Annotated in this window: 25 protein-coding genes and 1 pseudogene; 14 read left to right on the forward strand and 12 right to left on the reverse strand. The window is 30.0% G+C overall.

What is annotated here, in order from left to right; genetic code table 11:
* Window positions 1-60: 60 nt before the first annotated feature.
* The 3 genes from ACTT9P_RS05400 to ACTT9P_RS05410 are packed head-to-tail and all read left to right on the forward strand — an operon-like array spanning window position 61 to window position 2,806.
* Window positions 61-744, forward strand: a complete 684-nt coding sequence (locus ACTT9P_RS05400; RefSeq protein WP_440909666.1) for an HAD-IA family hydrolase — start codon at window positions 61-63, stop codon at window positions 742-744.
* Between the two features lie 41 nt (window positions 745-785).
* Window positions 786-1,682 carry a methylisocitrate lyase gene (gene prpB / locus ACTT9P_RS05405; RefSeq protein ID WP_440909667.1) on the forward strand — a complete coding sequence of 299 codons (897 nt, stop codon included), beginning with the start codon at window positions 786-788 and terminating at the stop codon, window positions 1,680-1,682.
* On the forward strand, window positions 1,682-2,806 hold the full coding sequence (locus tag ACTT9P_RS05410; RefSeq protein WP_440909668.1) for a bifunctional 2-methylcitrate synthase/citrate synthase: 1,125 nt from the start codon (window positions 1,682-1,684) through the stop codon (window positions 2,804-2,806). The genes prpB and ACTT9P_RS05410 overlap by 1 nt, the downstream gene beginning before the upstream one ends.
* Before the next feature lie 2 nt (window positions 2,807-2,808).
* On the opposite strand, the gene ACTT9P_RS05415 is transcribed toward ACTT9P_RS05410, so the two are convergent.
* The 3 genes from ACTT9P_RS05415 to ACTT9P_RS05425 are packed head-to-tail and all read right to left on the reverse strand — an operon-like array spanning window position 2,809 to window position 6,376.
* Window positions 2,809-3,438 (reverse strand): class I SAM-dependent methyltransferase, encoded by a 630-nt coding sequence (locus ACTT9P_RS05415; protein ID WP_440909669.1) that lies wholly within the window; start codon window positions 3,436-3,438, stop codon window positions 2,809-2,811.
* 5 nt (window positions 3,439-3,443) lie between these two features.
* Window positions 3,444-4,451: a ribonucleotide-diphosphate reductase subunit beta gene (locus ACTT9P_RS05420; RefSeq protein ID WP_440909670.1), complete on the reverse strand. Its 1,008-nt coding sequence runs from the start codon at window positions 4,449-4,451 to the stop codon at window positions 3,444-3,446.
* The gene (locus ACTT9P_RS05425) at window positions 4,442-6,376 is read right to left on the reverse strand and encodes a ribonucleoside-diphosphate reductase subunit alpha (protein ID WP_440909671.1); all 1,935 of its coding nucleotides are present in this window, start codon (window positions 6,374-6,376) and stop codon (window positions 4,442-4,444) included. The genes ACTT9P_RS05420 and ACTT9P_RS05425 overlap by 10 nt, the downstream gene beginning before the upstream one ends.
* 156 nt (window positions 6,377-6,532) lie before the next feature.
* Between ACTT9P_RS05425 and ACTT9P_RS05430 the strand changes: the two genes are divergently transcribed.
* Window positions 6,533-7,987, forward strand: a complete 1,455-nt coding sequence (locus tag ACTT9P_RS05430; RefSeq protein ID WP_440909672.1) for a phosphomannomutase/phosphoglucomutase — start codon at window positions 6,533-6,535, stop codon at window positions 7,985-7,987.
* Window positions 7,988-8,092: 105 nt separating this feature from the next.
* Here the strand turns inward: ACTT9P_RS05430 and ACTT9P_RS05435 are convergent, their stop codons facing one another.
* The 5 genes and pseudogenes from ACTT9P_RS05435 to ACTT9P_RS05455 all read right to left on the reverse strand — a co-directional run bounded on the left by ACTT9P_RS05435 (window position 8,093) and on the right by ACTT9P_RS05455 (window position 12,142).
* Entirely contained in the window at window positions 8,093-8,506 is a 414-nt protein-coding gene (locus tag ACTT9P_RS05435; protein WP_440909673.1) for an HIT domain-containing protein, read from the reverse strand.
* Window position 8,507: 1 nt separating this feature from the next.
* Window positions 8,508-9,293 (reverse strand): sulfite exporter TauE/SafE family protein, encoded by a 786-nt coding sequence (locus tag ACTT9P_RS05440; RefSeq protein WP_440909674.1) that lies wholly within the window; start codon window positions 9,291-9,293, stop codon window positions 8,508-8,510.
* A gap of 40 nt (window positions 9,294-9,333) precedes the next feature.
* A complete protein-coding gene (dusA, locus tag ACTT9P_RS05445; RefSeq protein WP_440909675.1) occupies window positions 9,334-10,326 on the reverse strand; it encodes a tRNA dihydrouridine(20/20a) synthase DusA in 993 nt (330 codons plus the stop codon).
* Window positions 10,327-10,508: 182 nt separating this feature from the next.
* Window positions 10,509-10,889, reverse strand: a pseudogene (rpoZ, locus tag ACTT9P_RS05450) (DNA-directed RNA polymerase subunit omega); the annotation flags it as partial.
* Window positions 10,890-10,933: 44 nt separating this feature from the next.
* The gene (locus ACTT9P_RS05455; RefSeq protein WP_440909676.1) at window positions 10,934-12,142 is read right to left on the reverse strand and encodes an MFS transporter; all 1,209 of its coding nucleotides are present in this window, start codon (window positions 12,140-12,142) and stop codon (window positions 10,934-10,936) included.
* An 11-nt stretch (window positions 12,143-12,153) separates the two neighbouring features.
* Between ACTT9P_RS05455 and ACTT9P_RS05460 the strand changes: the two genes are divergently transcribed.
* The 8 genes from ACTT9P_RS05460 (at window position 12,154) to ACTT9P_RS05495 (ending at window position 20,347) form a co-directional block, all read left to right on the forward strand.
* Entirely contained in the window at window positions 12,154-13,023 is an 870-nt protein-coding gene (locus ACTT9P_RS05460) for an NAD(P)-dependent oxidoreductase (RefSeq protein ID WP_440909677.1), read from the forward strand.
* Between the two features lie 6 nt (window positions 13,024-13,029).
* The gene (locus ACTT9P_RS05465) at window positions 13,030-13,653 is read left to right on the forward strand and encodes a flavin-binding protein (protein WP_440909678.1); all 624 of its coding nucleotides are present in this window, start codon (window positions 13,030-13,032) and stop codon (window positions 13,651-13,653) included.
* Between the two features lie 6 nt (window positions 13,654-13,659).
* Window positions 13,660-14,574 carry an ROK family protein gene (locus ACTT9P_RS05470; protein ID WP_440909679.1) on the forward strand — a complete coding sequence of 305 codons (915 nt, stop codon included), beginning with the start codon at window positions 13,660-13,662 and terminating at the stop codon, window positions 14,572-14,574.
* 164 nt (window positions 14,575-14,738) lie between these two features.
* Entirely contained in the window at window positions 14,739-16,046 is a 1,308-nt protein-coding gene (locus ACTT9P_RS05475) for an ABC transporter substrate-binding protein (protein ID WP_440909680.1), read from the forward strand.
* A gap of 95 nt (window positions 16,047-16,141) precedes the next feature.
* Window positions 16,142-17,002: a carbohydrate ABC transporter permease gene (locus ACTT9P_RS05480; RefSeq protein ID WP_440909681.1), complete on the forward strand. Its 861-nt coding sequence runs from the start codon at window positions 16,142-16,144 to the stop codon at window positions 17,000-17,002.
* A gap of 2 nt (window positions 17,003-17,004) precedes the next feature.
* Window positions 17,005-17,817 (forward strand): carbohydrate ABC transporter permease, encoded by an 813-nt coding sequence (locus tag ACTT9P_RS05485; protein WP_440909682.1) that lies wholly within the window; start codon window positions 17,005-17,007, stop codon window positions 17,815-17,817.
* Window positions 17,818-19,263: a mannitol dehydrogenase family protein gene (locus tag ACTT9P_RS05490; RefSeq protein ID WP_440909683.1), complete on the forward strand. Its 1,446-nt coding sequence runs from the start codon at window positions 17,818-17,820 to the stop codon at window positions 19,261-19,263.
* Window positions 19,256-20,347 carry an ABC transporter ATP-binding protein gene (locus ACTT9P_RS05495; protein WP_440909684.1) on the forward strand — a complete coding sequence of 364 codons (1,092 nt, stop codon included), beginning with the start codon at window positions 19,256-19,258 and terminating at the stop codon, window positions 20,345-20,347. Before ACTT9P_RS05490 ends, ACTT9P_RS05495 begins: the two co-directional genes overlap by 8 nt.
* A gap of 1 nt (window position 20,348) precedes the next feature.
* On the opposite strand, the gene ACTT9P_RS05500 is transcribed toward ACTT9P_RS05495, so the two are convergent.
* Both ACTT9P_RS05500 and ACTT9P_RS05505 read right to left on the reverse strand, forming a co-directional pair.
* The gene (locus ACTT9P_RS05500; protein ID WP_440909685.1) at window positions 20,349-20,978 is read right to left on the reverse strand and encodes a class I SAM-dependent methyltransferase; all 630 of its coding nucleotides are present in this window, start codon (window positions 20,976-20,978) and stop codon (window positions 20,349-20,351) included.
* A 1-nt stretch (window position 20,979) separates the two neighbouring features.
* Window positions 20,980-21,492: a gamma carbonic anhydrase family protein gene (locus ACTT9P_RS05505; protein WP_440909686.1), complete on the reverse strand. Its 513-nt coding sequence runs from the start codon at window positions 21,490-21,492 to the stop codon at window positions 20,980-20,982.
* Window positions 21,493-21,512: 20 nt separating this feature from the next.
* Here ACTT9P_RS05505 and ACTT9P_RS05510 point away from each other — a divergent pair, with 20 nt between their 5' ends.
* Both ACTT9P_RS05510 and ACTT9P_RS05515 read left to right on the forward strand, forming a co-directional pair.
* Entirely contained in the window at window positions 21,513-22,067 is a 555-nt protein-coding gene (locus tag ACTT9P_RS05510) for a thioredoxin family protein (protein WP_440909687.1), read from the forward strand.
* A complete protein-coding gene (locus ACTT9P_RS05515) occupies window positions 22,067-23,146 on the forward strand; it encodes a glycosyltransferase family 4 protein (RefSeq protein WP_440909688.1) in 1,080 nt (359 codons plus the stop codon). Before ACTT9P_RS05510 ends, ACTT9P_RS05515 begins: the two co-directional genes overlap by 1 nt.
* On the opposite strand, the gene ACTT9P_RS05520 is transcribed toward ACTT9P_RS05515, so the two are convergent.
* Both ACTT9P_RS05520 and ACTT9P_RS05525 read right to left on the reverse strand, forming a co-directional pair.
* A complete protein-coding gene (locus ACTT9P_RS05520) occupies window positions 23,143-24,642 on the reverse strand; it encodes a tripartite tricarboxylate transporter permease (protein WP_440909689.1) in 1,500 nt (499 codons plus the stop codon). The genes ACTT9P_RS05515 and ACTT9P_RS05520 overlap by 4 nt on opposite strands.
* Window positions 24,639-25,109: a tripartite tricarboxylate transporter TctB family protein gene (locus ACTT9P_RS05525; RefSeq protein ID WP_440909690.1), complete on the reverse strand. Its 471-nt coding sequence runs from the start codon at window positions 25,107-25,109 to the stop codon at window positions 24,639-24,641. Before ACTT9P_RS05525 ends, ACTT9P_RS05520 begins: the two co-directional genes overlap by 4 nt.
* Between the last annotated feature and the right edge of the window lie 9 nt (window positions 25,110-25,118).

Raw genomic sequence — 25,118 nt, forward strand, 5'->3', positions numbered from 1 at the left:
CTTTATATTCATGTATTAGTGATACATAACTCACAAAATATTTCTTAAAATAACCTTTTAATGACTAAAAATTTTACAATTTTATTTGATTTAGATGGCACTCTTGTTGATACAGCACCTGACCTTATGGAAGCACACAATCATGTAATGAAAAAATATGGTTATCCAACTAAATCTACTGAAGACATTAGAAATTTAGTTGGGAAAGGTGCCGGAGCTTTAATTGGAAGATCAATTTGGGGTCAGGCAAAAAAAGAATTTGGAAAAGTCCAGGATGAAAAAATTAAAAAACAAATGGTTGAAGATTTTGTAGATTATTACGGAAGAAATATAATCAACCAAAGTACATTAATAAATGGGGTTTTGGATTTTTTGAAATGGTGTAAAGAAAAAAAAATCTTGATGGCCGTTTGCACAAACAAACAAGAACATTTAGCTGTTGATCTTTTGAAAAAAATAAAAATTTATGATTTCTTTGAATATGTTGCTGGTTCAAATACTTTTGATTATTGCAAACCAGACCCTAGACATCTGACAACTATTATTGAAATTCTTGATGGTGATGTAAAAAAAGCTTTAATGATTGGCGATAGTGAAACCGATGCTAATGCAGCAAAGGCTGCTGATATTCCAGTTGTTCTTTTAGAAAACGGATATACTGAAAAAAACTCGCATGAAATACACCATAATCATCTAGTTAAAGACTTTATTGGTATTGAAAAAATTATTTTAGATTATCTTTAATATTGATTAAAAATAAATCCTGTCTAAAACAACACCTAAAAATGCATTTTATTGAAAAAGAGCCTAGTCAAAAAAGAAAAGATTTTTCAGATAAATTAAAATCAAATAAAATATTGCGTGTTCCTGGTGCATACAATCCTCTTACCGCAAAGTTGATAGAAGAAATTGGTTATGACGCAGTTTATGTTTCTGGTGGTGTAATGGCTAATGATCTTGGTTTTCCTGATATTGGTTTAACAACTCTGCAAGATGTGAGTACAAGATCATACTTGATTTCAAGAGTTACTAACCTTCCAACAATAGTAGATATTGATACTGGTTTTAAATCTTGCAAGGAAACTATTGAAACTTTTGAGGAATTTGGAATTACAGCAGTTCATATAGAAGACCAAATAGAAAGAAAAAGATGTGGTCATCTTGATAACAAAGAACTGATTTCTACAGAAGCTATGGTTAAAAAGATTAAAGAATGTGTTGATGCCAAAAAAGATAGTAATTTTAAAATTATAGCTAGATCAGATGCCAAGGGTGTTGAAGGTATAGATAAAATGATAGAAAGATGTAAGGCTTACATTGATGCTGGTGCAGAAATTGTTTTTCCAGAAGCACTATACGATGAAAAAGATTTTGAAAAAGTAAGAAAAGAACTTTCATGTTATTTACTTGCTAATATGACTGAATTTGGAAAATCAAAATTATTCAACTATAAAGAACTTGAAAATTTCGGATACAACATAGTTATTTATCCTGTAACTACACAACGTTTAGCAATGAAGAATGTTGAGGATGGCCTAAGGGACATTTATGCAAATGGACATCAAAATAATATCATTGATAAAATGCAAACTAGAAAAAGATTATATGAACTTGTTGAATACGAAAAATATAACAGTTTAGACGAGAAAATTTATAACTTTAGTACGGAAGGACATGAATAATGAGTGAAGATATTAAAAAAGGTTTACTAGGAATAGTTGTAGATGAAACAGAAGTTTCAAAAGTTATGCCAGAAATTAATTCTCTGACTTACAGGGGTTATGCTGCTCAAGATTTATGTGATTATTGCAGATTTGAAGAAGTTGCTTACTTAATTTTAAATAAAGATCTTCCAAACACTATTGAATTACGAAAGTTTGAAAAAGAAGAAAGAGGTAATAGAGATTTATCAAAAGATTTATATGAAATTTTGAAAAGAATGCCGAAAAAGTCTCATCCTATGGATGTAGCAAGAACTGCTGTAAGTGTGATGGGACTAGAAGATAAAGAAACAACAGACTCTTCTCTAGACGCAAATATGAGAAAAGCTATAAGAATTCTAGCAAAAACACCAACTGCTCTTGCTGCATTTTATAGATTAAGAAAAGGTAAAAAAATTATTAAACCAAAAAAAGAATTAAATTTTGCAGAAAACTTTTTCTATATGTGTTTTGGTAAAGTTCCTCAAAAAGAAATAGTAAAAGCTTTTGATGTATCTTTAATATTGTATGCAGAACACAGTTTTAACGTTTCAACATTTACTGCAAGAACAATTACATCTAGTTTATCAGATATTCATGGTGCAATTACTGGAGCTATTGCAAGTCTTAAAGGACCACTGCATGGTGGTGCCAATGAAGAAGTGATGCACATGATGAATAAAATTAAGAAACCAGAAAATGCATTAAAATGGATAAATGATGCATTAAAAAACAAAGAAGTAGTAATGGGATTTGGTCATAGAGTTTATAAAAGTGGTGACTCTAGAGTTCCTACAATGAGAAAATATTTTGGAAAAGTCGCAAAACTTAAAAAAGATAAAAAATTTGAAAAAATTTATGACATTGTAGAAAAGGTAATGATAGATAAAAAAAATATTCATCCTAATGTAGATTACCCTACTGGTCCAACTTATCATTTAATGGGTTTTGATACTGATTTCTTTACACCAATTTTTGTAATTTCAAGAATAACTGGTTGGTCAGCTCACATTATGGAGCAACATGCAGCTAATAAATTAATTAGACCTCTTGCGAGTTACAAAGGAAGTAAACATAGAAAAGTTTTAGAACTTAATCAAAGATAGAGTTACTTTTTTTCTATTAAAGCAAATCTATTATTTAATAATATCTTTTTTTGAAAATTGTTGTTTTCAACAAATTCATCAATTGCTTTTTTTACTCCTGGAGCATATTCTAAATCATAATCATCACAGAAAATAGTTCCGTTATTAAGAATTACATCTTTAGAGTAATTTAAATCATTCATTACAGTATCGTAATGATGGCCTCCATCTAAAAAAACAAAATCTATTTTTTTCATATCCATTTTTTTTAACAAATTATTTGAATTACCTTTTATTAAATGAACATTATTTTTAAATTTATTTAATAAATCACTTACAGCTTCTAAGCTATATGGGTTTTGTCTTTTGATATATTTAAAGTAAAAATTTTTAATTGGATTATTAAAAGTTGTGTTTGGAATTATTTCATTTTCATTTTCTGAACTTTCTTCGAATAAATCAATTCCAACATATTTAAAATCATTACCATGAAATTGATTTAATAATTCACAAACATTTCTAGCTGTAACGCCATGAAAAACACCTATCTCTAAAAAAGATTTAGGTTTTTTTTGTCCAATTTGATCTAAGAAAAAATCTCCTACACCTTTTTGCTTAAAGCTAGTTTTTCTGAAATATTTTTTGTATCTCAAAGCAATTAACTAAATGCTTCTGTCCAAGTTCCTTGAGTTGATGCTTTAGAATATTCAGTTGCACGACCTTCAAAGAAATTCATGTGCTCAACCGCATTCAACATTGTATCTAACCAACCTAAAGGATTTTTTTCAACTTTATAAATTGCTTCTAATCCTAATTGATCTAATCTTCTATTGGCTATAAATCTAATATAGTTTTTAACATCTTGTGCAGTTAATCCTTCCATTGGACCCATTTGAAAAGCTAAATCTATGAAAGCATCTTCGTGATGAACTATTGTTCTGCACGCTTCATAAATTTCTTTTTTAAGTTGAGGCGTCCATGTTTCAGGATTTTCTTTGATGAAATCTTTAAATAATCTAATCATCGAATTGCAATGAAGGGTTTCATCTCTTACAGACCAAGTAACAATCTGACCCATCCCTTTCATTTTGTTATGTCTAGGAAAATTTAAAAGGATTGCAAAACTTGCAAATAACTGAAGACCTTCAGTGAAAGCACTAAACACTGCAATAGTTTTTGCAATATCGTGGTTTGACTTAACATCAAAGCCTTGCATGTAATCGTATTTATCTTTCATTTCTTTATATTTCATGAAAGCTGAATATTCAGACTCAGGCATACCAATTGTATCTAATAAATGTGAATAAGCTGCGATATGTACTGTTTCCATTGAAGCAAATGCAGACATCATCATTAGAACTTCAGTTGGTTTAAACACGTTCATATAATGTCTGATGTAACAGTTACTTACTTCAACATCAGCTTGAGTAAAAAACCTAAAAATCTGGGTAAGTAGATTTTTTTCTGATGGGCTTAGATTTTTTTGCCAATCTCTAACATCATCTCCTAGTGGAACTTCTTCTGGTAACCAGTGAATTCGTTGTTGAGTTAACCAAGCATCATAACACCATGGGTATCTAAACGGTTTATAAACAGGATTTCCAACTAATAATCCGTTGTTATTTTTTGTTGTTTCTGAACTTTTAATATTTTCTGCTACTGACATGATAAACACTCCTCGTATTCTGGTTCGCTACTTGTTGATTTATTTTTATATACATTAGCAAGAACGTCAGTTGATTTCGAATCGTTAACATTCTCTGCTCTTTGAATTGATTTTGACCTACAGTAATAAAGGCTTTTTAGACCTTTTTTCCACGCATCAAAATGTATTTTGTGAAGCTCTCTCTTATGTACATCAGCAGGTAAAAATAAATTTACTGATTGGGCTTGAGATATATAAGGAGTTCTGTCTCCACTTAATTCTATGATCCATTTTTGGTTTAATTCAAAAGCTGTCTTAAAAACATCTTTTTCTAAATCTGTTAAGAAATCTAAATGTGAAACTGAACCTTGATTAGTTGTAATACTTGACCAAGTTTCTTCATCATTTTTTCCATGGTTTTCTAAAATTTCTTCCAAGTATCTATTTCTGACATTAAATGAACCTGACAATGTTTTGTGAGTATAGCTATTAGCAGCAATTGGCTCTACTCCAGGTGATGCTCCACCGCAAATAATTGAAATTGAAGCAGTTGGTGCAATTGCAGTTTTGTTTGAAAATCTTTCTTGATAACCATATTCAGCTGCATCAGGACAAGCTCCTCTTTCTTCAGCTAAATCTTTAGAAGCTTGATCAACTTGATCACTAATATGCTTGAATATTTTTTTGTTCCAAGATTTTGCCATTACCGACTCTAATGGAATTCTTTTTTGTTGTAAGAAAGAATGGAAACCCATAACACCTAAACCAACGCTTCTTTCTCTTTCAGCAGAATATTTTGCATCTTTAAATTGATCTGGGGCTTTATTTATAAAATCACTTAAAACATTATCTAAAAATCTCATGACATCAGGAATCATATCTTTATCGTCTTTCCATTCATCATATTTTTCTAAATTTAAAGAAGATAAACAACAAACGGCTGTTCTATCATTTCCATCTTTATCAATTCCTGTTGGTAAAGTAATTTCACTACATAAGTTAGAAGTTTTAACTGTTAAGTTAGCTAACTTATGATGTTGAGGAATTTGTCTATTAACTGTGTCGATGTAAATAATATAAGGCTCACCTGTTTCTATTCTTGCAGTTAATAATCTGATCCAAAGATTTCTTGCTGATATAGTTTGTTGTATCGATCCGTCAGCTGGACTTTTCAAGGCCCATTGATCATCTGTCTCAACAGCTCTCATGAAAGCGTCTGATATGAGAACACCATGATGCAAGTTTAAAGCTTTTCTATTTGGATCACCTCCTGTCGGCCTTCTCATTTCTATAAATTCTTCTATCTCAGGATGATCTATTGGTAAATAACATGCTGCAGACCCTCTTCTAAGAGAACCTTGGCTAATTGCCATTGTTAACGAGTCCATTACTTTAATGAATGGAATTATTCCTGAAGTTTTTCCTACTCTACCAATTTTTTCACCAATTGATCTAAGGTTGCCCCAGTAACTTCCAATACCACCACCTTTTGCAGCTAACCAAACATTCTCACTCCATAAATCTAATATTCCGCCCAAGCTATCTGAAGCTTCATTTAAGAAACATGAAATTGGCAAACCTCTTTTCGTACCACCGTTTGATAAAACAGGAGTTGCAGGCATAAACCAAAGGTTGCTAATGTAGTTATAAATTCTTTGAGCATGTAAATTATCATCTGCATATGTGCTAGCTACTCTTGCAAACAAATCTTGGAAAGATTCATTCTGACCTAAATATCTATCTAGCAATGTAGCCTTACCAAAATCAGTTAAATTGCTATCTCTAGATCTATCGATCTTAATGATAATTCCTTTATCATTTTGAAATAACTCAGTTTGGTTGTTTAATGAAAAAAGATCGGGTCTTTTGGTTTCTGAAGTTTCATTTACCTCTGGCGTATATTCGGAGACAGCTTTCTTGATTGCTAATGACAATATTTTGTTCATAAACTTTTACTTTAATTAGTATTTTGGTTAAAACAACTATATGTTGTATGCACAAATCAGTAATACACTATATGAGTAATAATACAACAGAACATATATAGAACAATAGAAAAAAAGATCAATAAAAATTATGAAAAAAATGTAAGTAATTAACAGATGAATCGCAATATAAAAATCGACCCTTACGGCTTTAGAGAATATGACGCACGATGGCTTTACGAAAAGGATATCAATAAGGATGGAATCGTAAACTTGGGAAAAGGTTTAGGAACTCAAATCATACAACATACAAAAAAAGAAAATCCAAGAATTATAGTTGGGCATGATTACAGGTCTTATAGTGAAGAAATTAAGTCAGCTTTAAAGGAGGGTTTGTTATCTACTGGCTGTAATGTAGAGGACGTTGGATTGTCATTATCACCAATGGTTTACTTTGCGCAATTTAATCTTAATTCGGATGCAGTTGCAATGGTAACAGCTAGTCATAATGAAAATGGTTGGACAGGTGTAAAAATGGGAATTCAAAAAGGCTTAACTCATGCGCCTGAAGAAATGAAAGAATTAAAAGAGATTACTTTAAATGAAAAATTTTTAAATGGAAATGGAAGTGAAAAACAGATTAAAGATTTCGAAAAAATTTACAAAAAAGATTTAATTGAAAAAAATAAGATTGATAAAAAAATTAAAGCAGTTGTTGCATGTGGAAATGGCACAGCTGGAGTATTTGCACCAGATATTCTTAAAGGTATTGGCTGTGAAGTGATAGAGCTCGATTGTGAGTTAGATTGGACTTTTCCAAAATATAATCCTAATCCAGAAGACTTAGAAATGTTACATGCTATAGCAAAAGCAGTTAAAGATAATAATGCAGATATTGGATTTGGGTTTGATGGTGATGGAGACAGAGTTGGGGTAATTGATGATAAAGGTAATGAGATTTTTTCAGATAAAATAGGGTTACTGATAGCTCGTAATCTAGCTTCCAATCATAAAAATTCTAAATTTGTGGTAGATGTAAAATCAACTGGTCTTTATTCAACTGATCAAGTTTTAAAAGATAACAACTGTGAGACAATTTATTGGAAAACAGGACATTCACATATCAAAAGAAAAGTAAATCATGAAAAAGCACTGGCTGGATTTGAAAAAAGTGGACATTTCTTTTTTAATCAACCACTAGGTTATGGATACGATGATGGGATCAATTCTGCAATTCAAGTTTGCCATTTGTTAAATAATCAAAATAAAAAAATGAGCGAAATTATAGATAAATTACCAAAAACTTTTCAAACACCAACAATGGCACCTTTTTGTAAGGACGAGGAAAAATATACCGTTGTTGAACAGTTAGTAAAAAAAGTCCAACAAATTAAAGAAGATAAAACTCTTATAGATGATCAAGAAATAAATGAAGTATTAACAGTTAATGGAATAAGATTTTCATTTCCTGATGGTTCGTGGGGATTGATAAGAGCTTCATCCAATAAACCTTCTTTAGTTGTAGTAACTGAAAGTCCTACTTCAGATAAAAGAAAGAAAAAAATATTTGAATTCATCGATGAGCTTCTACAAAAGACTGGGAAAATAGGTGAATACGATCAAAAAATTTAAACTTTGATTTGTTGTTTATAATTAAAAAATACAACTAAGAAGTGTTCACAAAAATGTAAAGAATCATTTAAACTCAAATTGTGAGGTGATGGAGGGAGACTGAAATCACCTCTTTTTTTTTGTGAAAGCTTTTTGAATTTTTTCTAAATTTAAGTTTAACTCTTTTTTTGTATAACTTTTGCTCTTAACAACCCACACAGGTAACGGCCAAGTGCTGTCTGTTTTTTTTCTAGCGATTATATGAATATGAAGCTGAGGTACAATGTTACCTATCTTTTCAACATTTAGTAAAGATGTTTTGAAAGTTTTCTTCATAATATTGCTACAATGAACAATCTCTTCAATTAGCTGAAAACGATCATTTCTTTTTAACGCAGTAATATCAGTAACTCCTCTTCTTTTTGGAATTAAGATAATCCAGGGAAACTTAGCATTATCAATCATTCTGATCGTGCAAAGTTTTAAATCAGAAACATAATGAGAAGATTTAAGAAAATTTTTATTAACTTTGTTTACCATCTTATAACTTAAAGTATTCGTATAAAAATTTAGATGCAATAATTAACAGGAATAACCCAAAAAATTTACTTATTTTGTTTTTATCTATTTTGTGTACTGTTTTAGCGCCTATTCTAGCCATAAAAGTTGTAATCGGTATAAAGATTAAAAATGCTGGCACGTTTAAAAATCCAATACTTAAGGGTAAATTTGTATTTAAATAACTCCCAGATATCAAAAAACCTCCAGCACCAAATACAGCAATTAAAAAACCAATAGCAGCCGCACTCCCTATTGCTTTATTAATTGAGTATCCAAAAAATTTTAAAATTGGCACATTCATAATTGCGCCTCCAATACCCATAGGAGCGGAAATAAAACCAACTATAAAACCAAATATTATTTTTAAATTTAATTTAATCTCTTTAATTGCTGTTTGATCTTTTTCTTTAAGAAGAAGTAAATAAAAGCTTAGTAAAAATATGATTATTGAAAAAAATAATACCAATGATTTAGTTTTTAGTGCTGCAGCAAATATAGTTCCTACGATCACACCCGATACAACAAAAAGACCATAACTTTTAACTATAGTAAAATCTACAGCATTAAATTTGTGATGAGTCATTACAGATACTATGGAAGTTGGAATAATTATTGCAAAAGAGGTACCAACAGCTAAGTGCATCACATATTGTGGATCAACACCCAATTGATTAAAAATATAATAAAGGAAAGGAACTGTGATTAATCCTCCACCTATTCCAAATAAACCAGCAACAAACCCAACAGGAATTGCTGTTAAGGCCATTAGTAAAATTATGTAAAAATATTCGTAGGATAAAATTGAACTAAGCAGAAGAACCTACGCTTCGATCAAAATTGTTAAATTTCACTTTATCCATTATATGATCAATCTTTTTGACATCTGCATCACGCACACACATATTTTCACTTAAATATCTCTTCCAATAACTTGCACCTGTTTGTCCATGAAACAATCCTAACGTATGTCTCATTATCTGATTAAGTCTAGTTCCTTTTTTTAATTCTGATTTTACATATGGTATCAATTGTTCAATTACATCTTGTCTACTTGGAACATTCTCATTATTAAAAATTTCTTTTTCTATATCAGCTAATATATATGGTGTGTGATAAGCAGCTCTTCCTATCATTACACCATCAGTTTTTACTAAATGTGGTTTTATCTCATCTACAGATGTGATGCCTCCATTTATTATTACTTCATCATCTGGAAAATCTTGTTTTAATTTATAAACATAGTCATATTTTAAAGGTGGAATGTTTAAATTTTGTTTTGGAGTAAATTTTCCAAGCATCGCTTTTCTTGCATGAATTATAAAAGTTTTAATCCCAACTTTTTTAAGTGTTGAAATGAAAATATGAAAATTTTCATAATCATCAACATTATCATAGCCAATTCTAGTTTTTATAGTGACAGGAAGTTTTGTTACAGCTTTCATTTCACTTAGGCAATCTGCAACTAAATTTGGTTCTTTCATCAAACATGCACCAAATTTATTTTTCTCTACTTTTCTACTTGGGCAACCTAAATTTAAATTGATTTCATCATAACCAAAGTCTTCTCCAACTTTTGTTGCTGCTGCTAATAGTTTTGGAGATGATCCTCCTAATTGTAAAGCTACAGGTTTTTCTTCAATATTAAATTCTAATAATTTTTTTTTATCACCTCTATTGATCGCTTCATCAACAACCATTTCAGTATATAAAAGTGTATTTTTTGAAATTAATCTTAAAAAATATCTCTCATGACGGTCTGTGCAATCCATCATTGGTGCAACAGAAACTTTCCTATTCATAACAACAGTGATTTTATATTATTTTATTAAGAGTTTGAAGTGTCTGTATCTTCAGAGTTTTCATCTGCAACTTGTTCTTCACTAGCTGAAACATCGTCTAATGACACATCTGCTTCCTCAGATGAAGCATCTTCACTTACCGGAGTTTCTACTTCTGGAGTAGCAGTTTGTGATAATTCAGCTAAATCTTCTTTAGAAACTTGAATTTTTTCTGGAGTTTTTCTTGCTCTTTTAGATGGCAAAATAGGCGCACCACTTTTTGAAACTTCACCTTTGTATAAGCTTTCAAAATCATCACCAATTTCTTCATCATCTTCAGATCCATCATCGACTTGTTCTACATGTTTTCTTAACTTATATATTGCTGCTTCTGATAAATCTGGAACTTTAACAGTTTCCTCTGCTATTTCTCTAAGAGCAATTACTGTGTTTTTATCATTATCTCTATCTAAAGTTGGTTCAATACCTGAACCTAATTGTGCAGCTCTTTCTTTAGCTACCAATACCAATTCGTAGGGACTTTCGACTTTATCGATACAATCTTCTACAGTTACTCTTGCCATGCGCAGTATCTACACAGGGATTAAAAGAAAAGCAAGGAGAAATTCTACAAATATTGAGGTTTTAGTTTGTTTTTTATCAAAAATAATAGAACAAACATTGATAATATATATAAGCCTGAAAAACTTGCTATTTGCTCAATTGTAAAACCTTTATCTATAAGGAAACCAAACAATGCTGTCCCAAATGCAGTTGAAAAAACCATTAATGCGGATGTCATAGCTTTAATCCCACCTATAAATTTAACTCCATAAAGTTCAGCCCAAGTTGATGAGCCCAAAACATTAGCAAAACCATTTGTGACTCCCATCAAACCCAAAAATATAAAAGATGAAAAAGGGTTGTCGAAAAAAATTAATATCAAAGTAGCAAGCATCAATGGGATATTCGTAAATATCAATAGTTTCCTACTAGTAAACTTATCAATTAAAAAACCAGTTACAAATAAAGTAATTACAGATAATATTGAATAAGCCATAAAGGATTGGGCGATAACGTAAGGACCCCATTCTTTAGAGAACTGAACAAATGATTGAAAAACTGCAAAACCAGTAAAGATCCAAGGCATTGCCAATAAGTTTCCACAAATAATATAAAATTTATAATCTTTTAAAACTTCAGATCTTTTCCATTGTTTAATTTTATTTTCATTTTCATTTTTTTTGTTTTCAGTTTCTCTGGAATTTATATCTAATTTTCTTATCAAGAATACTGAAGATACGGGAAGAAATAATATAATTAATAAAGAAAAACTTACCCAAAGATCTCTCCAATCTAAAATAGTTAATAGATATACTATTGCTACTGGTAATAAAAATTCTGCTGATGACAAACCTAGCCAAGCAGTGCTTAAAGCTTTTCCTCTAGATTTATCAAAGTATCTTGAGACTGTTGTTGTTGCTGTATGAGACATCAGGCCTTGACCAAACAATCTCATTAGAAAAATTGCAAAAAATAAAAAAACAATTGAATTTATTTTTGAGAATAAAAAAGATGAAATACTCAAAGAGATTATAACAAAAAAAGCAAATTTAATTGCATTTACATCATCAATTTTTTTTCCTAACCATATTAATATAAAACTACTTAATAAAGTTGCTGAAGCATAAATAGAACCAAATTGACCATGAGATATGGATAGTGCATCTCTAATACTTGAATTAAATAAACCTAAAAAAAAACTCTGTCCAAAGCTTGAAAAAAATGTAAAAATAAATCCGAATATAATTACTTTTAAACTTAAACTTTTAAACATAGAAAAAAATTATGACTTGTAATGTTGCTTTCATAGGTCTTGGGGTTATGGGCTACCCAATGGCTGGTTATATATCAAAAGCCGGACACAATGTAACTGTTTTTAACAGGACAACAGCAAAAGCTGAAAAATGGGTTAATGAATATAAAGGTAAAATGGCAGAAACTCCTGCTGAAGCTGCTAAAGATGCTGAATATATTTTTACATGTGTTGGGAACGATAATGATTTAAGAGAAGTTACATTTGGTGATAAAGGAGCATTCAAAACAATTCAAAAAGGATCTGTATACATAGACAACACAACGGCATCAGCAACAATTGCAAGAGAAATTTACGACTACGCAAAAAAAAATGGTTTCGGTTCTTTAGATGCACCTGTTTCTGGTGGTCAAGCTGGAGCTGAAAACGGTGCGTTAACAGTTATGATTGGTGGAGATCAAGCTGACTTTGATAAAGCGAAAGATAAAATTGATTGTTACAGTAAAAAAATGAAATTACTTGGTAATGCTGGAAGTGGACAGCTTGCAAAAATGGTAAATCAAATTTGTATTGCAGGATTAGTTCAGGGTTTATCTGAGGGAATTAATTTTGGTATGAAAGCAGGTCTTAATATGGAAGATGTAATTGAAGTTATTTCAAAAGGTGCTGCTCAATCTTGGCAAATGGAAAATAGATACAAAACAATGATTGATGATAAATTTGATTTTGGTTTTGCAGTTGATTGGATGAGAAAAGATTTAAAAATTGCTATGGAAGAAGCTAAAAATAATGGCTCTTCACTACCTATTACAGAAATAGTCGATAAATACTACGGCGAAGTTCAAGAACTTGGTGGAAATAGATGGGATACCTCAAGTTTAATCAAAAGATTTAGAAAGTAAAATTGTATGCAACCAGCATACTATGAAAATTTTGATGAAATTATCAAAAAGATCTGGCTTATGTTGGATGACGCAGTAAAAAATAGAAGTTCTCAATTTAGAATACCTACTTTTATTTGTGGAAATCAAAATGATTTAGATGGACGTATTGTTGTACTTAGAAAATCAAAGCAACAGGAAAGATTATTACAATTTCATAGCGATATACGATCTGATAAAATTCTAAAACTAAAATCTAACAATAAAGCTGCTATGTTATTTTATGATAAAGACGAAAAGATACAAGTGAGAGCAAAAGTAGAATGTGTAGTTAATCATAAAAATGAAATCACAAAAGAGTCTTGGATAAACACAGGTCATATAAGTAGAAAATGTTACCTTGTAGACAGTGGACCTGGGACTGAGTCAGAAAATCCTACATCAGGCTTAAGACCAGAACTAGATAATTTCGATTATACTCATGAAGAGAGTGAAAAAGGTTATGAAAATTTTACCGTAATACAATGTAAAATAAATTCTTTAGAGTGGTTGTATTTAGCAGCCAAGGGTCATAGAAGAGCTAAATTTGAATATGGAGATAATTTAGGATCAGAAACTACATTCATAAAAAAAACTTGGCTTATACCTTAGTAGAACATGGATAAAAAATTTAAAATAGGAATAGATTATGGAGGAACCAAAATTGAAGCTATTCTGATTGATGAGAATGGAAAAGAAATAAGAAGAGAGAGATCCGGTTATGACAAAAACTATGAGTCAGGAATAGAAACTGTAAAAAAATTTGTTGAAAATTTTAAACAAGAATCAAGTCAAGATGCAACAGTAGGCATAGCTATACCTGGTTTTTTATCAAATGAAACTGGCTTAGTTCACAATGCTAACTCTGATTGGTTAAATAAAAAATCTTTTAAAAAAGATTTAGAAAAAGAATTAAGCTGTGAAATTAAAATGATGAATGATGCCAATTGCTTTACACTTTCAGAGTCCATTGATGGTGCTGGTAAAGATTTTAAAAGTGTTTTTGGTGTCATAATTGGAACTGGTTTTGGTGGCGGTTTATCGTTTAATAAAGAAATAATTGAAGGTGCCAATCAAGTTGCGGGGGATTGGGGTCACCAACCACTACCCTACCCAACTGAAGATGAAAAAAATACAGAAATAAAATGTATTTCTCCAACATGTGGAAGACCATTGTGCGCAGAACAATTTATTTCAGGAACAGGCTTTGCAGATATCTTTAATAAAAAATATAATACAAATTATAAATCACCCGAGATTGTTGAATTAGATAGAAATAACGATGAAAGAGCAAATGAAGAATTTAAATTATATGAAGACAGATTTGCGAGATTAATTGCTGTAATGATTGGAATATTTGATCCAGAAGCAATTATTTTAGGTGGAGGAATGTCAAATGTTGATAGACTGTATAAAAATCTTCCAGATATTATTCCGAAATATACATTTTCAGAAAAAGTAAGAACTAAAATTTTAAAAAATAAGCACGGTGACTCAAGTGGTGTGCGAGGAGCTGCATGGTTATGGAATTAAAAAATATTTAATTAAGACTGAATAAAAAAGACATAAAATTTAGAGAAATTTATGCGACCTTTCGTAGCTTTAATTAAGAATAAATGGATTATTTCGAATTAATTCTTGTTTGATTTTATCAAAAAACTTAAGCTAGTCTTTTTAACATAAACTAAGAGAGAAATATGAAAAACTTAAAAAACCTAACGGTTGCATTATTTGCTCTTTTATTTGCTACAACTGCAAATTCAGAGACAATTAAAGTTGCAACAGTAAACAATGGTGACATGATTAGAATGCAAGGTCTTACTAATGACTTTACTTCTAAAACTGGCATTAACGTTGAATGGGTAACTTTAGAAGAAAACGTTCTAAGACAAAAAGTTACTACAGACATCACTACAAAAGGTGGACAATTTGATGTTCTTACAATTGGAACTTATGAAGTGCCAATTTGGGGAGGAAAAAATTGGTTGAATGAATTAAAATTTAGCGCCGCTTACGATGTAGATGATTTATTACCTGCTATAAGAAGTGGTTTATCAGTTGATGGCAAATTATATGCTGCTCCTTTCTATGGAGAATCTTCAATGATTATGTATAGAAAAGATTTAGTTGCTAAAGCAGGTATGACAATGCCTCAGCAACCAACTTGGGGTGAAGTCTATGATATTGCTAAAGCAATCACTGAAGGAAACGATGGAGTTTATGGTGCTTGTTTAAGAGGTAAGCCTGGTTGGGGTGAAGGTGGAGCTTTCATTACAACAGTTGCAAACGCATTTGGTGGAAGATGGTTTGATGAAAACTGGCAACCACAAATGAATAGCCCTGAGTGGAATGCTGCAGTTTCATTTTATGTTGACTTATTACAAAACTATGGCCCTCCAGGAGCATCTTCAAATGGTTTCAATGAAAACCTTGCTTTATTCAATGAAGGTAAATGTGGAATGTGGATTGATGCAACAGTTGCAGCAAGTTTTGTGACAAACCCTAAACAATCAAAAGTACATGACAAAGTAGACTTTGCACAAGCACCTTGTGCTGTAACTTGTAAAGGTTCTAACTGGTTATGGGCTTGGTCTTTAGCAATTCCAGGTGGTTCTAAAAAAGTTGATGCGGCTACAAAATTTATTGATTGGGCTACATCAAAAGAATACCTTGAGTTAGTTGCTTCTAAAGAAGGATGGGCAAACGTTCCTCCAGGAACTAGAACTTCTTTATATAAGAATCAAACTTATTTAAATGAAGCTCCTTTCGCAGCTATGACCTTAAATGCAATTAATACTGCCGATCCATCTTTTAATGGTACTTTAAAAAAGAAACCATACATGGGTGTACAGTTTGCAGCTATTCCTGAGTTCCAAGGAATTGCAACATCTGTAAGTCAGCAAGTATCGTCTGCATTAGCAGGAAAAATTTCAGTGGAAAAAGCATTAAACAATGCTCAAAAGATTGCTGAAAAAGAAATGAAAAAAGCAGGTTATATTAAATAATTATAACTAAGACTTTTTAGAAATCAAAGGCCACTAATCTATTTGAATTAGTGGCCTTTATTTTATTTTAAACTAAATTAACTTAAAGTTTTCTTATGAAAAATAAGTTTATTTCTAGAGCAACATCCTATCCTACAATCACTCTTTTATTTATCTGGATGGCTGTACCATTAGGTATGACAATTTATTTTTCATTTCTAAGATACAGTTTAATGAATCCGGATGTTCAAGATTTTACTGGTATTCTAAACTACGAATATTTTTTAACTGATTTTGCTTTTTTAGAAGCTTTGTGGAATACATTCGTTTTAGTTTTTTCTGTTTTAATTGTTTCAGTATTGTTTGGAATTGCATTTGCGCTGTTATTAAACCAAGACTTTTTTGGCAGAGGTTTCGCAAGAATTTTAGCGATAGCTCCTTTTTTTATAATGCCTACTGTTAGTGCATTAATTTGGAAAAACTTATTTATGAACCCTGTTTCAGGTTTATTTGCATGGTTACTATCTTTATTTGGTTTAGATCCAATTGACTGGTTTACACATGTTCCAATGCTTTCAATAATTATAATTGTTTCTTGGCAATGGATACCATTTGCTACTCTTATATTATTGACAAGTTTGCAATCAGTTGACAAAGATCAAATAGAAGCAAGTAAAATAGATGGAGCAAATCAATTTCAAATTTTTAGATATGTAACACTACCTCATTTATTAAGACCAATTGCTATTGTCATTTTAATTGAAACAATATTCTTACTCACTATTTTTGCCGAAATTTTTGTAACTACAACTGGTGGACCAGGTTTAGCTACAACAAACCTAGCATTTTTAGTTTTTACTGAAGCACTATTAAAATTTGATATTGGGATAGCATCTGCTGGTGGAGTAGTTGTTGTAATACTTGCAAATATAGTTGCGTTCTTTTTAGTTAAAATGATTGGGAAAAATTTACAATAATTATGAAAAAAAAAATTACTTTAACTTTTTTAGCTTGGTTAATTTCCTTAATAATGTTCTTTCCAATTTTATGGATGATTATCACTTCATTCAAAACTGAATTGGATGCAGTAGCGATTCCACCTCTATTTTTTTCTTTTGAACCAACGGTTGAAAATTATGGAATTGTTCAGGAAAGAAGTAACTATTTTAGATTTGCTTTAAATTCTGTAATCATTTCTTTTGGCTCAGCAATATTAGGATTAATTTTATCTATACCGATTGCTTGGTCTATGGCTTTTCATCCTACAAAAAGAACTAAGGGAACTTTATTATGGATATTATCAACAAAAATGATGCCACCAGTTGGGGTATTAATTCCAATATATCTAATATTCAGAGATCTATCACTTTTAGATTCAAAAATTGGAATGATTGTAGTTTTATGTTTTGTAAATTTACCAATAATGATCTGGCTTTTATATTCATACTTTAAAGAGATCCCTAATGAAATTTTAGAAGCAGTAAGAATAGATGGTGCTAACACTTTTCAAGAAATAATTTATGTTTTGTTACCACTCTCTTTGCCAGGATTGGCATCGACTACTCTACTTTGTATTGTGCTTGCTTGGAATGAAGCTTTTTGGACCCTAAATTTAACATCAGTTGATGCAGCTCCACTCACAACATTTATAGCTTCCTATTCAAGTCCTGAAGGTTTGTTTTATGCTAAACTATCAGCAGCATCTACTTTGTCAGTTTTGCCCGTTCTATTTTTGGGTTGGTTAACTCAAAAGCAATTGGTCAGAGGCTTAACTTTTGGAGCTGTTAAATAGATGATTTTGAAAAATGAAATAAATCAAAATTCTTTACAATTAATTGAGAATAGTTTTGAAAAAAAAAAATTAAAACCAGGTATTTTGCATATTGGAGTGGGTAATTTTCATAGATCTCACCAAGCATACTTGATTGATAAATTTATAGAAAAAAGTTCTGAATTTAATTGGGGAATTGTTGGATTAAACTTAATTTCTAATAGCTCAAATATTATTAATAATTTAAAAAAACGTGATGGAAATTATGTATTGAAGACAATTTCATCAAATGGTGAGGTTAAATATAAAAATGTTAAATCAATTATTGAATTAAGTGACTGGTCTACTGAAAAAGAAAATTCAGAAAAAATATTAAATAATGAAAATATACATCTAATAACAATCACAGTTACTGAAACTGGTTATTTTTTAAATGAAAAAAATGAACTTGATGAAAATAACAAATTAATAAAAGATGAATTAAATAATAAAATATCTAATTCAATTTATGCATATTTAAGAATTGCTTTAAATAATAGAAAAAAATCAACAAACAAACCAATCACCATTCTTTGTTGTGACAATTTAAGAGAAAATGGAAAAATATTAAAAAATTGTTTCATAAAATATTTAGAGCTTATTAATGATAAAGAATTAATTAATTGGTTATCAAAAAATGTAACCTTTCCTTCATGTGTTGTTGATAGAATTACTCCTAGAACACCAGAAAACTTGGCTGAAGAAATAGAGCAGAATTTCAATATTAAAGAAGACTGCTCAGTTCTTTCTGAAGATTTTATTCAATGGGTAATAGAAGAAAATTTTGTGGCACCATTTCCTGCACTAGATCAACTAGATAATGTGTATTTTACAACAAATGTGATTAACTTTGAGGAAACAAAAATAAGAGTTTTAAATGGTGGTCACTCATGTTTAGCATATTTTGGTGCTCTAAAACAGCTGAATACATTTGATCAATGTTTTAAAGAAAAGTTTTTGGATAACTTTTTTAAGGAATTAGAAAATGAGGAAATTTTGCCTGCACTTGGAAATATGGATCCAATAAAATTACCTGAATATCTAAATACAATTTATAGTCGATTTAAAAACTTGTATATAAGTGATGCTCTTGAAAGGATTTGCATGGATGGTTCAAGTAAATTTCCAATTTTTGTAATACCTACAATTGAAAAATGTTTTTTAAAAAATATAGAACCTCATAGAGCAATTTCATCTATTGCTAGCTGGTATATATTTATGAAAAAAATTAACAACAATGAAATAAAATTTAATTACATAGATCCAAAATGGGAATGGTTAAAATATTTTTTACATGAAAATAAAATTGATGACTTCTGTACAAATAAAGAACTTTGGGGTGATTTACCTGAAAGATTTCCTAGATTTAAAGAAATATTAAGATTAAAAATTAAAGATATTAACTTTTGGAATAACTTAAATGGCTGACATAAAAATTAAAAAACTTAATAAATTTTATGGCGATTTGCATATCATTAAAGATATAGATATCGAAATAGAAGATAAATCCTTTACTGTATTAGTTGGTCCTAGTGGAAGTGGAAAATCTACAATGTTAAGGATGATAGCTGGTTTAGAAGAAATTAATTCTGGAGAAATATCAATTGATGATAAAATTGTAAACAAACTTGATCCAAAAGATAGAGAAATCGCAATGGTATTTCAATCTTATGCTTTGTATCCACATATGAATGTTTTTGACAACATGGCCTTAGGTTTGAAATTAAAAAAAACTCCAAAAGACGAAATTGAGAAAAAAGTTCACGAGGCAGCAAAAATTTTACAGTTAAATGATTATCTAGACAGATTACCAAAGCAATTATCTGGTGGTCAACGTCAAAGAGTGGCTATTGGAAGAGCAATTACAAGAGATCCAAAAATTTTTTTATTTGATGAACCTTTATCAAATTTAGATGCAAAATTAAGAGTGGAGATGAGAAGAGAATTAAAAAAACTTCATCAAAATTTAAAAACAACTATGGTTTATGTGACTCATGATCAAACAGAAGCTATGACACTTGGAACAAAAATTGCATTAATGAACAATGGAAAAATAGAGCAATATGATACACCAGAAAATATCTATAATAATCCTAAAAGTATTTTTGTAGCTGATTTTGTTGGGTCACCGCCAATGAATTTTATTAGAGGAAAGATTGTTAATAATAACAAAAAATATTTTTTGGCTAAAAATGCTGACAATGAATTTCAAATTCAGTTATCTGATGACGTGATAACTTCAAAAAATAATGATTCTTTACTTTTGGGTATTAGGCCAGAACATATCTTTTTTAAAAAAGAACATGCTGTAAGAGTATCTAAAGATGATAATTTTGCTCAGATAAGTGTTGTGCCAATATTAAACGAATATGTAGGGCATGAACAAATTGTGACATTTAATTACTTAGGTCAAGAAATTCTTGGAAAATTTTCATCTTCAATTTTAATTGAAATGAATAAAGAAATAAATCTATATGTAGATTTAAATAAAATTTGTTTTTTTGAAAATTAAATTAAGTTATAATTTTTACTAATCTCTTATTAATATTGATAATATCTGTAACTTGACCCTTTAATTCATCTACTGCTTTTTTTACTCCATACCCATCTTGATCATAATCATCACATATAATCACCATATTTTTTTTGATATCTTTTAAAATTATTCTCAAATCTTCTTTAACTGTCTCGTAAGCATGCCCACCATCAAGAAATATAAATTCAATTTCTGATAAATTAACTTTTTTTAATGCATCGTGACTTAAACCCTTAATTAATTGAATATTATTCTTAAACTTACTTAATAGTTTATTTACACTTTCCATTGAATTTAAATTTTGTTTTAAAATTATATTGAATAGAAAATGTTTAAGTGGGTTAGAAATTTTATTATGTTTAACTGTACTTTCTTTTAAATCAATTTCTTCAGTAGAATCTTCAAAGATATCAACGCCATAATATCTAAAGTCATTTTTGTGAATTTCACATAATTTTTCACAAACATTCCTTGATGTTACGCCTTGAAAAACTCCAACCTCTAAAAAATATTTTGGTTTATGATAATCTATTTGATCTAAAAGCAAATGTGCAGAGCTTTTATCTTTTTTAAAACTTGATTTTCTGAGATAATATTTAAATTTCATTTTAGATATTAGAGGAAATATATTTTTTCCAATTTTCTTGATAATGTTTTGTATTTTCAAATACGGCCTTTTTTTCTTCGGCTGTTATTTCTCTTATAACTTTGCCAGGAGATCCAACAACTAAAGAATTATCTGGAATTTCTTTATTTTCTGTAATCAAAGCTTTTGCGCCAATGATACAATTTTTTCCAATTTTAGCTTTATTTAAAATAACAGCACCAATTCCAATTAAACTATTATCTCCGATCGTGCATCCGTGAAGCATAACCATATGTCCAATTGTTACATCTTTTCCAACTTTTAAAGGACAGCCTGGATCAGTATGAAGGACACTGCCGTCTTGTACATTTGAACCCTCACCAATAAAAATATTCTCAATATCTCCTCTTAAAACTGCATTAAACCAAATACTCGTATTTTTTTCTAAAGTGACATCACCAATAATAGTTGCATTTGGAGCAACCCAATTTTCACCTGAACTTTTAAGTTTTTTATCTTTTAAATCATAAAACATAATTTATATATTAGTACATCATGCCTATACAAACTCCAATATGTGATTTCGGTCAAAAGGCTCACCACTTTGAACTAATATCCACAGATAATAAAATTTTATCACTCAATGATATCAAAGGTGAGAATGGAACTTTGATAATGTTTATTTGTAACCATTGTCCATACGTTAAAGCTATTACAGAGGATATTGTTAAAGATTGTAATGAATTAAAAAGAATTGGAATAAACTCGGTTGCTATTTGTGCTAATGATCCTGTGAATTATCCTGAGGATTCATTTGAAAATATGATTAAATTTTCTGAACAAAATCAGTTTTCATTCCCATATTTGATTGATGAGACTCAAGAAATTGCAAAAACTTATGATGCAGTGTGTACTCCTGATTTTTTTGGCTATAACAAAAATTTGGAGCTTCAATATCGTGGTAGAATGAGAGAGTTGAAAAATTTAGTTCCAGTTAGAAATGGTGAAAGTGATCTTTTAAAAGCCATGAAACAAATCGCAGAAACAGGAAAAGGTCCAGAAAATCAAATCCCAAGCGCTGGTTGTAGTATTAAGTGGAAAAATAATTAATGTATTTAATTGTAACAAGATCTTTTCCACCTGAATTAGGCGGTATGCAAAGTTTAATGTGGGGTCTTGCACGTGAAATGTCTAAAAATTTCATGATTAAAGTTTTTGCAGATTATCACGATGGCCATAAGATCTTTGATGAACAAGCAAATTTCTCAATAGAAAGAGTTGGTGGAATAAAATTTCTAAGAAAAATTAGAAAATCTCAATTAATTGATGAGTTTACTAAAGAAAATAAAGTTAAAGGTATAATTGCTGATCACTGGAAAAGTTTAGAGCCTCTTAAATCTAAGAATAACAAATATTGTCTAATTCATGGAAAGGAAATCAATCATCCTAAAGATAGTGGTCTCAATAAAAGAGTTTTGAACGTATTAAATAATGTTGAAAAAGTTATTGCTAATTCTCAATATACAAAAAATCTTGCTATTGAGATTGGAGTAAATGAAGAAAAAATTATAGTGATCAATCCTGGAATTGATCCTGCCAAAGAATTAGATAAAAAATCATTAGCAAAAGTAGAAAGCTTATTAAAAATTAAAAAACCAAGATTAATTACAGTTTCAAGATTTGATAAAAGAAAAAATCATGAAAAAGTAATAATGTCATTAAGAAATTTAAAACAAATCTATCCTGACATTGTTTACATATGTATTGGATATGGAGACGAAGAAAAAAATATTAAAAATTTAGTTAAAGAGTTAGATTTGGTCTCTCAGGTAATGTTTTTTAAGGATATCAGCGATGAATTAAAAAATGCTTTAATTGCAAGCTCAAATGTTTTTGTAATGCCATCAGTTATTCATAAAAAATCTGTTGAAGGTTTTGGTATAGCTTATGTTGAGGCTGCACAATATGAAGTACCATCTCTAGGTGGAAAAGATGGAGGTGCGCCTGATGCAATTGAACATGAAAATACAGGAGTTATTTGTGATGGAAATAGTTTGGATGAAATTTATTCATCACTATCGTCTATGCTTAGCAGTAATAAATTTGTTGAGTATGGAAAAAATGCTAAATCAAATTCAGATAAGTTTCTCTGGTCAAATATAATTAAAGAATATAAAAAAATTCTTTAAGCTTTCTTTTTAAAAGAAAAATAAATTTGCCAACCGACAATTGCTACAGTTATCAGTAATATTATTAATGTTAAAGGTCTGTCCCACAAAAAACTAAAGGAACCATCACTTATTAACAAGGATCTTCTTAAGTTCTCTTCCATTAACTTTCCTAATACAAATGCAAGAATTAAAGGTGGCATTGGAAAATCATATAGCCGTAAAAAAGTTGCAAGTAACGCAATTCCAATCATTAAATATATATCGAAATTATTAAAAGAAATTAAATAAATTCCTGTGATTGAAAAAAATAAAATTAATGGAATTAAAAAATTTCTTGGAACTGCTAGAATTCTAGCGATGTAAGGAATTAAAGGTAAATTTAATATTAATAGAACTACCATCCCAATATACATTGACATTATTACTGACCAAAAAATTTCAGGATTTGTTTGATACAATCTAGGACCAGGTTGAATACCAAAACCCAATAGCGCTCCAAGCATAACAGCTGTTGTGCCGCTACCAGGTATTCCTAGAGTTAATAATGGAACAAAAGAACCAGAACATGCAGCATTATTTGCAGTTTCAGGTGCGGATAATCCATGAACACTACCCTTTCCAAATTTTTGTTTTTCTTCATCGTTAACGTAATTTCGCTCCATTCCATAAGCTAAAAAAGAAGCAATTGTTGCGCCTGCTCCTGGTAAAACACCTATCAAAAAACCTAATATTGATGATCTAGGAATAGTTTTTGCCATCTTTATAGTTTCTTCTTTATTAACCTTAATTGAACCGAGTTCTGTTAAAGAAATTTGTTTAGCAGCTCTATTAGGGTCTTTACCTCTAAATATAATCGTTAATGCTTCACTCATTGCAAATGTTGCCATTACAATCAAAACGAAACTTATCCCGTCAGATAAATTCATATTTCCAAACGTAAATCTAGAAATATCAGATAGTGAATCTTGACCAACTGATGCAAGCATCAATCCTAATACTACCATCATCATTGCTTTTAAAAATTGACCTTTAGATGAAAAGGCAGATACAGCGGTTAAACCTAAAATCATTAACGCAAAATAATCAGGTGATCTGAATGATAAACTTATTTTTGATAAACTTGGTGCTGCAATTAATAGAAAAATTGCAGAAATAGTTCCACCAGCAAATGAACTATAAGCTGCAATTGCTAAAGCTTTACCAGCTTTTCCTTGTTGAGCCATTGGATAACCATCAAAAGATGTTGCAACTGTACCTGGTACACCAGGTGCATTTAAAAGTATTGAAGATGTTGAGCCTCCAAATACCGCACCATAATAAACTCCTGCCATTAAAATTAATCCTGAAGCTGGATCAAAACCGTAAGTTATAGGTATCATCAAAGCTATAGCTGTCATTGGTCCTAAACCAGGTAACATTCCAATTATAGTCCCTGCAAAACAACCAATCATTACAATTAGGATATTTTGTAAAGATAAAGCTGTATTTAGACCAATTAATATTCCTTCAATCATCCTATTATTCCTAAGTATTTAAGTAACGGGTCTCGCAAATAAATATTTAAAACTCCATGTAATAAAAACATAAAAATAGCTACGAATGGAAACGAAAGTAAAAACATCCATAACCATCTTCTCTCACCCAATAAATAGTATGAAACAATTAAAAATAATGATGTAGATAAAAAATAACCTACTTTTAAAATCACAGCACCATAAATTATCGAAACCAAGATTAAATATATAATACTTTTGTAATCTAAATATTTATGATCAACCTCTGTTGGTACTTTTTCTGGTAAAACTATTTTTAAACCTGAAAAAAAAATTCCTGCCCAGCCAAGATAAATTGGAAAAGTTCTGGCATTGAATGGAGCATTTTCATCAAAAGTAAAAACTACAATTTGATGAGCTGTATATAGATAAAATACTGAAAAAATAAAAAAGAGCAGTGAGATAAATTTTGTTGGACTTATTCTCACTGCTCTTCT

It is taken from the genome of Candidatus Pelagibacter sp. (genome assembly GCF_052048095.1).
Taxonomy (GTDB): domain Bacteria; phylum Pseudomonadota; class Alphaproteobacteria; order Pelagibacterales; family Pelagibacteraceae; genus Pelagibacter.